Raw genomic sequence first — 14,629 nt, forward strand, 5'->3', positions numbered from 1 at the left:
GTTACCGTGGAGTCCCGTGGATCGCGCCAGCAGCTTCATCAGTGACGCGCCGGTCTGCACGACCAGTCAGACGACCCACGGGAGCACGCCTTGGCCCCTTCGACACAGACGGTACGGCACATTTTCGTCACCGGGGGCGTCGCGTCCTCACTAGGCAAGGGGTTGACCGCATCCAGCCTGGGCAACCTGCTCAGCGCCCGCGGACTCCGGGTGGTGATGCAGAAGCTCGACCCGTACCTCAACGTCGACCCCGGCACGATGAACCCCTTCCAGCACGGTGAGGTGTTCGTCACCGACGACGGCGCCGAGACCGATCTCGACGTGGGGCACTACGAGCGGTTCCTCGACCGTGACCTGTCCTGCAAGGCCAACGTGACCACCGGTCAGATCTACTCCGAGGTCATCGCCAAGGAACGCCGGGGCGAGTACCTCGGCGACACGGTGCAGGTGATCCCGCACATCACCAATGAGATCAAGGCCAGGATCCGGGCGATGGGGGAGCCCGACGAGCACGGGCTGATCCCGGACGTGGTGATCACCGAGGTAGGCGGCACTGTCGGCGACATCGAATCGTTGCCGTTCCTGGAGGCGATCCGCCAGGTCCGCCACGATGTCGGCCGGGACCGCTGCTTCTACCTGCACGTGTCGCTGGTTCCCTACCTGGTGCCGTCCGGCGAGCTCAAGACCAAGCCGACGCAGCACTCGGTCGCCGCGCTGCGCAGCATCGGTATCCAGCCGGACGCGATCGTGTGCCGCTCCGACCGGGAGATCCCGGACAAGTTGAAGCACAAGCTGTCGCTCTACTGTGACGTGGACCGGGAGGCGGTCATCGCCGCCCCCGACGCGCCGAGCATCTACGACATCCCGAAGGTGCTGCACCGGGAGGGCCTCGACGCTTACGTGGTGCGCCGGCTGGGCCTGTCCTTCCGGGACGTGGACTGGACCAGTTGGGACGACCTGCTGGAGCGGGTGCACCATCCGCGACACACCGTGACCGTGGCGCTGGTCGGCAAGTACGTTGACCTGCCGGACGCGTACCTGTCGGTGACCGAGGCGATCCGGGCGGCGGGTTTCGGGCACCGTGCGCGGGTGCAGATCCGGTGGGTGCCCAGCGACGAGTGTGTCAGCCCGAACGGTGCCGCCGCCGCGCTCAGCGGGGTCGACGGGATCGTGATTCCGGGCGGGTTCGGGGTGCGGGGCATCGAGGGCAAGATCGGCGCGGCCCGGTACGGGCGGGAGAGGGGTGTCCCGGTGCTCGGGCTCTGCCTCGGTCTGCAGTGCATGGCGATCGAGGTGGCCCGCAACGGCGCCGGTCTGGCCGGTGCCAACTCGGCAGAGTTCGACGAGGAGGTCGAACACCCGATCATCGCGACCATGGCTGACCAAGAGCAGATTGTCGCCGGCAAGGGGGACATGGGCGGCACGATGCGGCTGGGCGGGTACCGGGCATTGCTGGCCGAGGGCTCGATCGTCGCGCAGGCGTACGGGGCGACCGAGGTAAATGAGCGGCACCGGCATCGCTACGAGGTGAACAACGCGTACCGGGAGGTGTTGGAGAAAGCCGGGTTGCGGATCTCGGGCACCTCGCCGGACGGCCGGCTGGTGGAGTTCGTCGAACTGGACCGGGCTGAGCACCCGTTCTTCGTGGCCACCCAGGCCCATCCGGAGCTGAAGAGCCGTCCGACCCGGCCGCATCCGTTGTTCCACGCCTTCGTCGGTGCCGTGATCACCTATTCGGAGGCCGACCAGTTGCCGGTGGATCTGGCGCCGGCCCCCGGAGGCCGAGCCTGATGCGGGAGCACGGGCCGGACGCCGAAGACGGCTCGGGCGGTCACGCCTACCAGGTGTTGTCGCGGACCGACCGGTTCTCCGGCCCGGTCTTCTCGGTTGTCAGTGACGAGGTGACGATGCCGGGCGGCGGTGTGGCCAGGCGCGACTATGCACGGCACGTCGGCGCGGTCGCAGTGGTCGCGCTCGACGAGGCCGGACGGGTGGTGCTGATCCGTCAGTACCGCCACCCGGTGGGCCGGCAACTGTGGGAGCTGCCCGCCGGCCTGATCGACGTCGCCGGGGAGGACCTGCCCGTCACCGCCCACCGGGAGCTCGTCGAGGAGGCCGACCTGGCCGCCGGTCGACTCGACCTGCTCGTCGATGTGCACCCGTCGCCGGGATTCTCGGACGAGACGGTCCGGATCTTCCTCGCCCGGGACCTCACCCCGGTGCCGGAGCAGGACCGGCACCACCGCCACGACGAGGAGGCGGAGCTGCAGGTCCGCCTCGTCGACCTCGACGAGGCGGCCCGGATGGTGCTGGCCGGCGAGATCACCAACGGTCCGGCGGTGGCCGGTCTGCTGGCTGCCGCCTGCGCCCGGCAGACGGGGTGGGCGGCGTTGCGCGCCGTCACCGAACCTGCCCCGCGCCCGCCCGGCGGCGCAGCGCGCTGACCCGGTGGACAGCGAACGGCGGCCGGGGCGGATGTTGTCCGCCCGACCGCCGTTCGACTTGTCGCAGTCTCCGTTCGGCTACCGGTTAGGCGGTAGTCGCCGAGCTGTGGTGTGGTCAGTCGCGCAGCGGCCGACCCTGAGCGTCGGTGCCGCCGTTGACCAGGACGAGAATTCCGTCGATCAGGCCCCAGAGCGAACCGAGGCCGCAGGTGACGACGCTGACGACCAGCTGGAGTACGGCAATCTTGGTGTGGCCTGTATAGAACCGGCCGACTCCGAAGCCGCCCAGCAGGATGCCGAGGACCCCGGCGATGATCTTGCTCTTGTCGGAGACGCCACCGGCGCCAGGATGCTGAGGAAAGGTCATGAAGCGGCAATGTAGTGACCTTGGTCCAGGTCGTCGCAGCGAAGGTCCGGATTCTGGGAAAACTGTGAACGGGTGCTACCTGGTGGTCTCGAACCTTCACTCTGTGTGGCTATCTGGCCGGCGGCTGCGCGGGATGACACACCGTCAAGCCGCGCCGACAGTGACTGTCAACCTGCGGGCTGTCGGACCCGTCGACCGGATCTAGACTTCGCCGGGAGACAGGTTCGGGCAGCGTGGCCTGCGGAAAGGTGACGGCGACGTGAAGGTTGGCATTCCCCGCGAGGTCAAGAACCACGAGTACCGGGTGGCGATCACCCCGGCCGGGGTGCACGAGTTCACCCGGGCCGGTCACCAGGTGACGGTGGAAACCGGTGCCGGCGTCGGGTCCTCCATCACCGACGACGAGTTCGCCGCCGCCGGGGCGAGCATCGCCCCGAGCGCCGACGATGTCTGGGCAAGCGCCGACCTGGTACTCAAGGTGAAGGAGCCGGTCGCCGAGGAGCACCACCGGATGCGTCCCGGCCAGGTGCTCTTCACCTACCTGCACCTTGCGGCGTCGTGGGAGTGCACCGACGCCCTGCTGCGGCAGCGGGTCACCGGAATAGCGTACGAGACGGTGGAGAACGCCGACCGGTCCCTCCCGCTGCTCGCACCGATGTCCGAGGTCGCCGGTCGGCTGGCCGCGCAGGTCGGCGCGTACCACCTAATGCGTCCCGGCGGCGGGCGCGGCGTGCTGATGGGCGGGGTCCCCGGCGTCTACCCGGCGAAGGTGGTGGTCATCGGGGCCGGGGTGTCCGGGATGAACGCGGCGGCGATCGCGCTCGGGATGCACGCCGACGTCCTGCTGCTCGACCGGGACATCAGCAAGCTGCGTCAGGCGGAAGCGATCCACCAGGGGCGGATGAAGACGGTTGCGTCAAACACTTACGAAATCGAGCGGGCGGTGATCGACGCGGACCTGGTGATCGGCGCGGTCCTGGTGCCCGGGGCGAAGGCACCCAGGATCGTCACCAACGAACTGGTGTCCCGGATGAAGCCTGGCAGTGTGCTCGTCGACATCTCGATCGACCAGGGTGGCTGTTTCGAGGACTCCCGGCCCACCACCCACGCCGAACCCGTCTACCCGGTCCACGACTCGGTCTTCTACTGCGTGGCGAACATGCCGGGCGCCGTCCCGCACACCAGCACGTACGCGTTGACCAACGTCACCCTGCCGTACGCCCTCGAACTCGCCAGCCGGGGCTGGCGCGACGCGCTGCGCCACGATCGGGCTCTCGCCGCCGGTCTGAACACCCACGACGGCGAGATCACCTCCGGCCCGGTGGCCGAGGCACACGGCCTGAGTAGCCGGTCATTGGCCGAGGTGCTGGGCTGACCGGCGACGCGCCGCCGCCGACGGTGCCGCCGGCACCCGCGCTGCGGCATGCGGTCCGCAGCTACCTGGACCACCTGACCGTCGAACGCGGGCTGTCCCAGCACACCCTCCGGTCGTACCGGCGCGACCTGGACCGGTACCTCGGCACCCTGGCGAACCTGGGGATCGATGAGCTGGCTAAGGTGGGGTCCGCGCAGATCACCGGGCACCTCGCCGCGATGCGGTCCGGCGCAGATGGGCAGCCGCCGCTGTCGGCCGCGTCCACGGCCCGGGCCGCCAGCGCCATCCGCGGGCTGCACCGGTTCGCCGTCCGGGAGGGACACGCCGACTCCGACGCCGGCCGCGACGTCCGTCCCGCCGTCCCGCCGCGCCGGCTGCCCCGGGCGCTCGACCTCGACCAGATCGAACGGCTGCTGGCCGCCGCCGGGGCAGTGGACGGTCCGGTGCCGCCGTTGGCGGTCCGCGACCGGGCGCTGCTGGAGTTCCTCTACGGCACCGGGGCGCGGATCTCCGAGGCGGTCGGTGCCGCCGTCGACGACCTCGACCTGGCCACCGGGGCGGTCCTGCTTCGCGGCAAGGGCGGCCGGCAGCGGGTGGTCCCGGTCGGTGGGTACGCGGCCGCCGCGCTGCGGGCGTACCTGACCCGGGTGCGGCCGGCCCTCGCGGCGGCGGGACGGGGCAGCCCGGCCGTCTTCCTCAACGCGCGGGGCGGGCAGTTGTCCCGGCAGAGCGCGTGGACGGTGCTGCGGCGCGCCGCCGAACGCGCCGGGCTGCCGGTGAGCGGGGCGCATCCGGTTTCCCCGCACACCCTGCGGCACTCGTACGCCACCCATCTGCTCGACGGCGGCGCGGACGTACGGGTGGTCCAGGAACTGCTCGGGCATGCGTCGGTGACCACCACTCAGGTCTACACTCTGGTGACCGTCGACCGGCTCCGCGAGGTCTACGCCACCTCGCACCCGCGGGCCCGTCGTTGACCCGCTCCGCGTGCCTACGGTTGATAAGTAGCCGGGTGCGGGTGCGGACGTCGGGCGTACCCGGGTCAAGCCGGGTCGACACGCCGGACCGGTGTCCGCCGCACCCCGGCCGGGTGGCGTACAGTCGGGCAACGGTGCGGCTTTCGTACGGCGGCAGGCGAAGGCCCGCAGCGGCGACGCCGCTGCAGACGCCGGTCGGCTCCGGCGCCGAGCAGTCGTCGGGAGGGGGCGCACAGGACATGGCGGGCAACAGTGACCGTGCCGAGGCGTGGACCTCGACGCTCCGCGAACAACAGGCGGGGCTCGATCTGAGCGCGGAGCTCGGTCCCGCCGATCCGACCGCCTACACCATGCGCAAGCCGATCCCCGAGCCGATGCCGACCGACCGGCACGGCCCGGCGCGGATCATCGCGATGGCCAACCAGAAGGGCGGCGTCGGCAAGACCACCACGACGATCAACCTCGGTGCCGCGTTGGCCGAGTACGGACGCCGGGTGCTGCTGGTCGACTTCGACCCGCAGGGCGCGTTGTCGGTCGGGCTCGGGGTCAACCCGCACAACCTCGATTTGTCGGTCTACAACCTGCTGATGCAGGACGACGTCACCGCCGAGGACGTGCTGATCAAGACCGATGTCGCCGGTCTGCACCTGCTGCCGGCCAACATCGACCTGTCGGCTGCGGAGATCCAGCTGGTCAACGAGGTCGCCCGGGAGATGGCCTTGGCCCGGGTGCTCAAGTCGATCCGCAAGGAGTACGACTTCGTTCTGATCGACTGCCAGCCCTCGCTCGGTCTGCTGGCGATCAACGCGCTCACCGTGGCGCACGGTGTGCTGATCCCACTGGAGTGCGAGTTCTTCAGCCTTCGCGGGGTTGCGCTGCTGCTGGACACCATCGACAAGGTCCGCGAGCGGCTCAACTTCGACCTGGAGCTGGAAGGCATCCTCGCCACGATGTACGACAGCCGCACCACCCACTGCCGGCAGGTGCTGCAGCGGGTGGTCGAGGCGTTCGGCGACAAGGTTTACCAGACAGTCATCACCAAGACGGTGAAGTTCCCCGAGTCGACGGTGGCCGGCGCGCCGATCACCAGCCTCGACCCGGCCTCCTCCGGGGCCCGCAACTACCGGCAGCTGGCCCGTGAGGTCATCGCGCACCAGGCGGAGCGCTAACCTGCGGTGCAGCTCGTCGAGCAGGTGGACTACGGTCGACGGGTGAGCGCTCCGACGGTCGACGCGACAGCTGGGCAGGTGGCTGAGACGGCCCCCGGCTCCGGCGGCGCCGCCGGGGTGACCCTGCCCGGCGAGAGCACCGGATTCACCGTCCGGCTGGACAACTTCACCGGCCCGTTCGATCTGTTGCTGCAGCTCATCGGCAAACACAAGCTGGACGTGACCGAGGTGGCGTTGCACCAGGTCACCGACGAATTCATCGCTTACATCCGGGCGATGGGCGACGACTGGGACCTGGACGAGGCCAGTGAGTTCCTGGTCGTCGCGGCGACCCTGCTCGACCTCAAGGCCGCCCGGCTGCTGCCGGCAGCTCAGGTCGAGGACGAAGAGGATCTGGCTCTGCTGGAGGCCCGGGACCTGTTGTTCGCCCGGCTGTTGCAGTACAAGGCGTTCAAGGAGGCCGCGGCGCACATCGCCGAGCTGGAGACCGCTGGGGCCCGCCGCTATCCCCGCTCGGTCACCATGGAGGAGCGGTACGCGCAGGCGCTGCCCGAGCTGGTGCTCGGTATCGGTCCGGAGCGCCTCGCGAAGCTCGCGATCAGGGCGATGACGCCACGCGCCGCACCGGTCGTCTCCATCGACCACGTGCACCAGATCCGGGTGAGCGTGCGGGAGCACGCCACTCTGTTGCGTGACCGGCTGCGCCGGATGGGCACCGCGACGTTCCAGACGCTGTGCCTGGACTGCGAGTCCACCCTGGAGGTCGTCGCACGCTTCCTCGCGCTGCTGGAGCTCTACCGGGAGGGTCTGGTCGGCTTCAGCCAGGAGCAGGCCCTGGGGGATCTGACCGTACGCTGGACCGGGGGCGCCGACAGCGGCGGGGAGCTCACCATCGACGAGTACGCCGGCCACCCGGAGGAACGGGACGCCGCGGCGGCACCGCCCGCCCAGCCGGACACCGTCCACGAGGAGACCTCATGAGCACCGACGAGCAGCCCGATTCGCTCGCCGAGCAGGCGGCCGCTTGGGTGCCACCGTGGGCGCGGGCCCCCGTACCAGCGGAGCGTGCCCCCGCGCCCGAACCGGAGCCGCCGCCGGCCCTCGAGCCTGAACTGGTCCCGGCGGCGGAGCTGGCCCCCGGGCCCGAACCGGTGTCGGCTCCCGAGCCTGAACCGGTGTCGGCTCCCGAGCCTGAACCGGTGTCGGCTCCCGAGCCTGAACCGGTGTCGGCTCCCGAGCCGACCCCGGTGGTTGAGCCGTCGCCGGTCCGGCCGGAGGCGCTGGCGTTGCTCGACGACGGCGAGCTGCGCGCCGCGCTCGAAGCGATCCTGCTCGTGGTCGACGAACCCGTCGCCGAGGTGATCCTGGCCCAGGTGCTGGAGCAGCCCACCGACCGGATCGCCGCGGTCCTCGCCGACCTCTCCGCCGGCTACACCGCGGCCGGTCACGGCTTCGACCTGCGCCGGGTAGCCGGCGGCTGGCGGCTCTACACCCGTCCGGAGTACGCACCGTACGTGGAGCGGTTCGTGCTCGACGGGCAGTCGGCGCGGCTGACCCAGGCCGCGCTGGAGACCCTCGCCGTGGTCGCCTACAAGCAGCCGGTGACGCGTGGTCGGGTCTCCGCGATCCGGGGTGTCAACTGCGACGGGGTGATCCGTACCCTGTTGTCCCGTGGTCTGATCGAGGAGTGCGGCAGCGAGCCGGAGTCCGGCGCCTACCTCTACCGCACCTCGACGCTGTTCCTGGAAAAACTGGGGTTGGACAGCGTCGAGGAGCTACCCTCGCTCGCGCCGTTCCTGCCCGACGACGTGGAAGAGATTGCCGATGCCCAGCGATGACGACAGCGGTGTCCAGCGTCTGCAGAAGGTGCTCGCCACCGCCGGGGTCGGCTCGCGGCGGGCCTGCGAGGATCTGATCTTCCGACGCCGGGTGACGGTCGACGGACGCATCGCTCAACTTGGTGACAAGGTCGACCCGCGTACGGCGGTCATCCACGTCGACGGCGAACGGGTCGTCGCCGACCACCGGCTCGCCTATCTGGCGATGAACAAGCCCCGCGGCGTCGTTTCCACCATGGCAGACGAAAAGGGGCGTACCGCGCTGTCGGACCTGCTCGACCGGGTCGACCAGCGGGTCTACCACGTCGGCCGGCTGGACGCGGACAGTGAGGGACTGTTGCTGCTGACCAACGACGGCACGCTGGCGCATCGCCTGACGCATCCGTCGTACGGGGTGCCGAAGACGTACCTGTGTGAGATTGCCGGCCCGGTGCCCCGGGCGGTCGGCCGCCGGCTGCTCGCCGGTGTCGATCTCGACGACGGGCCGGCCAAAGTGGACAAGTACGCGCTGCTGGACACCTTGGGTCGCACCGCGCAGGTCGAGGTGGTGCTGCACGAGGGGCGCAACCACATCGTGCGTCGGCTGTTCGACGAGGTGGGGCACCCGGTCTCGCGACTGGTGCGGACCGCCATCGGGCCGATCCGGCTCGGTGACCTGCGGCCGGGGCGGACCCGGCGGCTGAACAACGCGGAGGTCGCCGCCCTCTTCTCGGCCGTTAGCGACTAACCAGGCATGATGGACCCGGAAAGCGGGCACTCGGCAGGTGCCCTCGTGGATGCTCCCGGGACTGCCGGGGCCGGTGGTACGGAAGAGAGGAAACCGACGGTGGCTGAGCAGGCACGGACCGGGCACTTCGTGGTGGCGGTGGATGGCCCGTCCGGATCCGGCAAATCCACCGTCTCCCGGCGACTGGCCACCGCGACAGGCGCCCGCTACCTGGATACCGGGGCGATGTACCGGGCGATCACCTGGGCGGTGCTCCGGTCTGGCGTCGATCCGCACGACATGCCCGGGGTCGTCAAGGTCGCGTCGGACGTCACCTTGACCGTCGGCACCGATCCGGCGGCACCGCACATCAGCGCGGATGGCGTCGCGGTGGACGTCGAGATCCGCAGCCAGGAGGTCACCTCCGCGGTGTCCGCGGTGGCGGCCGTGCCGGCGGTACGTGAACGGCTGGTCGCCGAGCAGCGTGCGTTGATCGACCAGCCGGCCCCGATCGTCGTCGAGGGCCGTGACATCGGCTCCGTCGTCGCACCCGATGCTGATCTCAAGGTCTACCTCACCGCGTCGGCCGAGGCCAGGGCGATGCGGCGCAGCGCCGAGACCGCCGCCGACGTGGCGGCGACAGCGGCGGCGCTGGCCCGCCGCGACCGGCTCGACTCGACCCGGGCCGCCGACCCGTTGCAGCAGTCCGCCGACGCGGTCGAGCTGGACACCACCGGGATGGGCATCGACGAGGTCGTCGACCGGCTCCGTGAGCTGCTCGCAGCCCGGACGACCCGGTGAGCGCCGAGGCAGTCCCGGACGAGCGGACCGGGCCGGCCGCCCCGGTCCCGGTGGTCGCCGTCGTCGGGCGTCCCAACGTCGGCAAGTCCACACTGGTCAACCGGATCATCGGCCGCCGGCAGGCGGTGGTGGAGGACACCCCGGGTGTGACCCGGGACCGGGTGCCGTACGACGCCAACTGGTCCGGTCGGCAGTTCGTCGTCGTCGACACCGGCGGCTGGGAGCCGGACGCCCGCGACCGCGCCGCCGCGATCGCCGCCCAGGCCGAAGCCGCGGTGGCCACCGCGGACGTCGTCCTGTTCGTCGTCGACGCCACGGTCGGCTCGACCGACGTCGACGAGGCCGCGGTCAAGATGCTGCGACGCAGCGCCAAACCGGTCCTGCTGGTCGCCAACAAGGCCGACAACATGTCCGTCGAGTTGGAGTCGGCCGCCCTGTGGTCGCTCGGCCTGGGGGAGCCGTACCCGGTCTCCGCGCTACACGGCCGCGGGTCCGGCGATCTGCTCGACGCGGTCCTCGACGCGTTGCCTGATCCGCCGCCGGTCACCGAGCCGGGTGGGCCGCGCGGCCCTCGCCGGGTCGCCCTGGTCGGCCGGCCGAACGTCGGCAAGTCGAGTCTGCTCAACCGGCTCGCCCGGGAGGATCGGGCCGTCGTCGACTCCGTCGCGGGCACCACCGTCGACCCGGTGGACAGCATGGTCGACATCGGCGGTGAGCCCTGGCAGTTCGTCGACACTGCTGGGCTGCGCAAGCGCGCAAACCGGGCCAGCGGCACCGAGTACTACGCCAGCCTGCGCACCGCCGGTGCGATCGAAGCGGCCGAGGTGGCGGTCGTCCTGCTCGACGCCAGCGAAGTCCTGAGCGAGCAGGACCAGCGGGTGCTGTCGATGGTCGTCGAGGCCGGTCGGGCGCTGGTGATCGCGTTCAACAAGTGGGACCTGGTCGACGCCGACCGGCGGTACTACCTGGAGAAGGAGATCGAGCGGGATCTCCGGCGCATCCCGTGGGCGATCCGGGTGAACATCTCCGCCCGGACCGGCCGGTCGGTGGAGCGGCTCGCCCCGGCGCTGCGGACCGCCCTGGCCAGCTGGGAGACCCGGATTCCGACCGGCCAGCTCAACCAGTGGATCACCGCCCTGGTGCAGGCCACCCCGCACCCGGTACGCGGCGGCCGCGCGCCGCGCATCCTCTTCGCCACCCAGGCCGGCGTGGCGCCGCCGCGATTCGTGCTGTTCACCACCGGCCCGATCGACGCCGGCTATCAGCGGTTCGTCGAGCGCAAACTGCGGGAGGAGTTCGGCTTCGAAGGCACCCCGATCGAGGTCACGGTGCGCCCGCGCAAGCAGGTGGGTCCCGGCGGGCGGGGCAAGGCCCACGGCTGAGACCCGTCGCCGGTATGGCTGTCGTGGCTCCCCGGGTGGGGGCCACGGTGTCCCGGCCGACCGGTGCGCTACGCTGTACCGGCTGCCGCCGGCGCTGTGCCGGCTGAAGCGGGACGTGGCGCAGCTTGGTAGCGCACTTGACTGGGGGTCAAGGGGTCGTCGGTTCGAATCCGGCCGTCCCGACAGCGAAAGGAGGCCCGCAGGCAGTAAGCTTGCGGGCCTCCTTTCATTGATCGGCATGGATGTTTGGTCTGGCACGTCGCTCAAGACCCTCTCCAACAGGGAGATGTCGAGGGTGTCAGGATGCCGTCCGGATTTCGCGGGCGCCAGTTCCAGCTAGCCGAGCCGCTCCGCCAGGATCTCCACGGCCAGGGCGGTGGCTGCGACAACGTCCGCCACCTGCGTCATGCTCACCGTGTCGGGCACGTCGCCGGGCCGGTGGTAGTGCGGGTTGCGGAAGTTGGCCGTGTCGGTGATCTGGACCGCGGGCAGTCCGGCGTCCCAGAACGGCAGGTGATCGCTGCGCGCGAAGTGCTGGGTGAACGGTACGAACCGGTTGAGCAGCGGCCCCAGCACCGGCAGGTCGGTTGGCGCGCGGAGCAGGACGGCGCCGGTCGGGCCGTTCAGCTGGGTCAGTGCGGCTGCGAACAGGGCCGCCATCGTCCGGCTGGACCGCTGGTAGAGCACTGCGGCGAAGTCCGCTCGCTGCCCGTTGCGCCGGATCCGGCGGATCTGCCCGGGATAGAGCAGGTTGAGCCCGCGCGGCAGATGTTGGCTGCCCGGCTCGGTGCTAATGAATCCGAGCATCTCGAACACGTAGGCACCGACCACCTTCCGCCTGCCAACCAACATCTGCCGCACCAGATGACGCGCACCGTGAAAGCCGAGCTCCTCGTGGTCGACCGCGACGAGTAGCACCGTCCGGCGGAATCGCGCCGCACCCAGCAGGCGGGCCAGCTCCAGTAGCCCGACCATGCCGGTGCCGTTGTCGTCGGCGCCGCCGGTGCCCGGGACCGTGTCGTGGTGGGCGAGGACCAGGACCGCTTCGGAGAGCTCGCCCTCCTTGACGGCGACGATGTTGACGCCGTCGATGTCGGTGCCGGTCAGGACATCCTCGTACCGCCCACTCGGCCCCCACTGGGCGACACCCCGCGCGTGGAAGTGGTCGAGCCGCGCCGTCCATCCCACTGCCGCAAAGCGGTTGCGTAGTTCGATGTCCAGTCCGGCACAGACATCCGGGGTGAGTGTCCGTACCCGGGGAGCCGGAAGGGCTCTGAGTACGCGGCCGAGGGCGTCGTCGTCGATAGCGGCGCGCAGCTTACGCACGCGTTCGGACTGCGTCGGACCGAGAACGGGTAGGCGAGGTTCGGCAGCTCCAAAGATGATCAAGCCTACACCGACAGGCGCCAGTGTATCCAGTTGACAGGGAGTGCCCCGGGCGTAACATCTATGAACATCTATTGATGGTGCGTTCGCTGTCTTCCCTTCGGACGATCCACCACGCCGCGCTGCCCGGTGCCACCCGTGCCGCGCCACACCGGGACTTCGCGCTTCAGGCCACCCGGGGTGGTCGACCGTAGGTGACAGCGCGCCCTGTCGATCCGTCCGCACAACAGTGGAGGAGAGCCAGCACATGCGCCTACACCGGTACCGGTCCCGGCTGTGGTCAGCCGCGACCGTGACGGCCGTCATCGCCGGGAGCGGAGTGGCCGTCACGGCCGCTCACGCTGCCGTCGGATGCGGCGTCACCTACTCCGTCGCCTCGCAGTGGCCGGGTGGCTTCACCGCCAACGTGGCCGTCACCAACCTCGGTGACCCGGTCAGCTCGTGGACGCTGACCTGGAGCTACGGCAACGGTCAGCAGATCACCCAGGCCTGGAACGCCACGGTGTCGCAGAGCGGTGGGCAGGTCACCGCCCGCAACGCCAGCTACAACGGCAGCATCGCCACCGGGGCGACCGCGTCGTTCGGTTTCAACGGTTCGTGGAACGGCAGCAACACCGCGCCGACCAGCTTCGCGTTCAACGGCACCACCTGTACGGGATCGCCGACCGACCCCACCACCCCACCGCCCACCACCACCGCCCCACCGTCCAGTCCGCCACCGACCATGCCACCCGGCGACCCGACCTGGGGTACGGCGTTGCCGCCGGCGAGTGCGCCCAGGAGCCGGGCGTACGAACTGATCGCCACCGCCAACGAGAAGGGCTACCTGCCGCAGGCCGGGGAGTGCTCGGTCGAGATCCACGCTCGGTACTGGACCTACGGCCCCGACGGCAAGGTCTACCCGACCTGGCACCCGACCCGGGATCCGAGCGGCTGCTACTTCGGCCACGAGCACGGTGACGATCCGCGGACCTCGGACCTGTACGGCACCGCCGGGTGGCCCGCCTTCGGCTACACCAGCGAGGTCATGCTGGACAACATGCCAGACCACAGTCACCGCCACGAGGACCACGTCGGGCACAAGGTACTGGTGGTGAACAACAGCAACGTCATCCAGGGCGACAACGGCACCAGCTTCTTCCCGCCGCAGGGGCCCACCGTCGCCGTCTGCGACATCCTGCTCAAGTTCCACCAGGGCACCCACTCGCCGGACGCGTTCACCAACAACGTCCACGAGTTGCTGTTCAACCAGCGCTGCGTCGGAAGCAACGGTGGCCCGGTCACCGAGGCCCGGTACAACGCGATGATCCCGCTCGGTCGACCCGGCGGCTTCAGCCCCAGCGAATGCCCCGGCTTCGGCCGCCCGTTCATCAACGTCGCACCCCCGGTGCCGGCGGACTCGCCGTCGGACACCCGCTCGTTGGGCCGGCTGATCGCCGAGACCGGCTGTATCGACGCGATCCGGGAGGGCCGTACGCACTTCGACCCGCTCTACCCCAATCCGGTGCCGTTCACGGTTTCCGACATGGACGACTTCTGGTTCTCCGACGTGCAGGTGACGGGCTCCGGGCTGGACTTTCACCTCGCGCCGCTGTTCTACGTCGTGAATCCGTCCCGGTACTACGACCCGAGCCTGCCAAACAGGATGGGCCGGATCGTGGACCTGTGCTACACGGACCTCGCCGGTGGCGACTACTGCGCCGAGGCCCGACGGGTGACCCAGCAGACCGGCCAGCAGGTCGCCTGGGATGATCCGCGCTCGCCGTTCAAGGGCACCCTTCGCGAGTACCGGCCCGGCGCCTTCTCGGTACGCAACAGCGGTCCATCTACCGTGTACACCGATGTGTACGGGCGCAACGCCTCCAACGCGCCGTTCCCCGGCTCGATCGAGCAGTACTTTTCCGGCAACGGTAGCAGTGAGATGTACGTGCGGGGATCCATCAGGGACTACGCGGCGACCGGGGTCCACGCCCCGAACTGACAGGTCGGGCCCGGGCCGATCCGGCCGCGTTACGCCGCGAGTCGGCCGGCACCGGACAGGCGGGCCATCGGCTACCCCCATGGCCCGCCTGCCGTCGTGCCCGCCGGTGTGCGACCCCGCTGGCGCCTGCGCCGACGACCCCGGTGGTGGGTGACCGACCGGCCCAGTTGAAGTCCACATTAGGGCAACACGGAAGAAGTTTC

13 protein-coding genes and 1 tRNA gene are annotated in these 14,629 nt (G+C 70.2%); 12 read left to right on the top strand and 2 right to left on the bottom strand.

Annotation, left to right across the window (positions count from 1 at the left end; all coding sequences use genetic code 11):
* The first annotated feature begins 90 nt into the window (after nt 1-90).
* Nucleotides 91-1,791, top strand: coding sequence for a CTP synthase (locus O7621_RS19290; RefSeq protein WP_282230542.1), 1,701 nt, complete (start codon nt 91-93; stop codon nt 1,789-1,791).
* A complete protein-coding gene (locus O7621_RS19295; protein ID WP_282230543.1) occupies nt 1,791-2,444 on the top strand; it encodes an NUDIX hydrolase in 654 nt (217 codons plus the stop codon). The genes O7621_RS19290 and O7621_RS19295 overlap by 1 nt, the downstream gene beginning before the upstream one ends.
* Nucleotides 2,445-2,559: 115 nt before the next feature.
* Here O7621_RS19295 and O7621_RS19300 read toward each other — a convergent pair whose 3' ends face one another.
* The gene (locus O7621_RS19300) at nt 2,560-2,811 is read right to left on the bottom strand and encodes a TM2 domain-containing protein (RefSeq protein WP_278168812.1); all 252 of its coding nucleotides are present in this window, start codon (nt 2,809-2,811) and stop codon (nt 2,560-2,562) included.
* A 259-nt stretch (nt 2,812-3,070) separates the two neighbouring features.
* Between O7621_RS19300 and ald the strand changes: the two genes are divergently transcribed.
* The 9 genes from ald to O7621_RS19345 all read left to right on the top strand — a co-directional run bounded on the left by ald (nt 3,071) and on the right by O7621_RS19345 (nt 11,242).
* A complete protein-coding gene (ald, locus tag O7621_RS19305; protein ID WP_282230544.1) occupies nt 3,071-4,186 on the top strand; it encodes an alanine dehydrogenase in 1,116 nt (371 codons plus the stop codon).
* 23 nt (nt 4,187-4,209) lie between these two features.
* On the top strand, nt 4,210-5,163 hold the full coding sequence (locus O7621_RS19310; protein WP_282230545.1) for a site-specific tyrosine recombinase XerD: 954 nt from the start codon (nt 4,210-4,212) through the stop codon (nt 5,161-5,163).
* 239 nt (nt 5,164-5,402) lie between these two features.
* Nucleotides 5,403-6,332 carry a ParA family protein gene (locus tag O7621_RS19315; RefSeq protein WP_123601316.1) on the top strand — a complete coding sequence of 310 codons (930 nt, stop codon included), beginning with the start codon at nt 5,403-5,405 and terminating at the stop codon, nt 6,330-6,332.
* Nucleotides 6,333-6,410: 78 nt separating this feature from the next.
* Nucleotides 6,411-7,313 (top strand): ScpA family protein, encoded by a 903-nt coding sequence (locus O7621_RS19320; RefSeq protein WP_282234656.1) that lies wholly within the window; start codon nt 6,411-6,413, stop codon nt 7,311-7,313.
* On the top strand, nt 7,310-8,170 hold the full coding sequence (gene scpB / locus O7621_RS19325; RefSeq protein WP_282230546.1) for an SMC-Scp complex subunit ScpB: 861 nt from the start codon (nt 7,310-7,312) through the stop codon (nt 8,168-8,170). The genes O7621_RS19320 and scpB overlap by 4 nt, the downstream gene beginning before the upstream one ends.
* Nucleotides 8,157-8,897 carry a pseudouridine synthase gene (locus O7621_RS19330; RefSeq protein ID WP_282230547.1) on the top strand — a complete coding sequence of 247 codons (741 nt, stop codon included), beginning with the start codon at nt 8,157-8,159 and terminating at the stop codon, nt 8,895-8,897. Before scpB ends, O7621_RS19330 begins: the two co-directional genes overlap by 14 nt.
* A 99-nt stretch (nt 8,898-8,996) precedes the next feature.
* A complete protein-coding gene (cmk, locus tag O7621_RS19335) occupies nt 8,997-9,677 on the top strand; it encodes a (d)CMP kinase (RefSeq protein ID WP_282230548.1) in 681 nt (226 codons plus the stop codon).
* Entirely contained in the window at nt 9,674-11,059 is a 1,386-nt protein-coding gene (der, locus tag O7621_RS19340; protein ID WP_282230549.1) for a ribosome biogenesis GTPase Der, read from the top strand. The genes cmk and der overlap by 4 nt, the downstream gene beginning before the upstream one ends.
* A 109-nt stretch (nt 11,060-11,168) precedes the next feature.
* A tRNA-Pro gene (locus O7621_RS19345) sits at nt 11,169-11,242 on the top strand.
* 153 nt (nt 11,243-11,395) lie between these two features.
* Here the strand turns inward: O7621_RS19345 and O7621_RS19350 are convergent.
* The gene (locus tag O7621_RS19350; protein WP_282230550.1) at nt 11,396-12,385 is read right to left on the bottom strand and encodes a M20/M25/M40 family metallo-hydrolase; all 990 of its coding nucleotides are present in this window, start codon (nt 12,383-12,385) and stop codon (nt 11,396-11,398) included.
* 307 nt (nt 12,386-12,692) lie between these two features.
* Between O7621_RS19350 and O7621_RS19355 the strand changes: the two genes are divergently transcribed.
* The gene (locus O7621_RS19355; RefSeq protein WP_282230551.1) at nt 12,693-14,426 is read left to right on the top strand and encodes a cellulose-binding domain-containing protein; all 1,734 of its coding nucleotides are present in this window, start codon (nt 12,693-12,695) and stop codon (nt 14,424-14,426) included.
* Nucleotides 14,427-14,629: the final 203 nt, after the last annotated feature.

The sequence above is a fragment of the Solwaraspora sp. WMMD937 genome, from assembly GCF_029581175.1.
In the GTDB taxonomy this organism is placed as follows: Bacteria; Actinomycetota; Actinomycetes; order Mycobacteriales; family Micromonosporaceae; genus Micromonospora_E.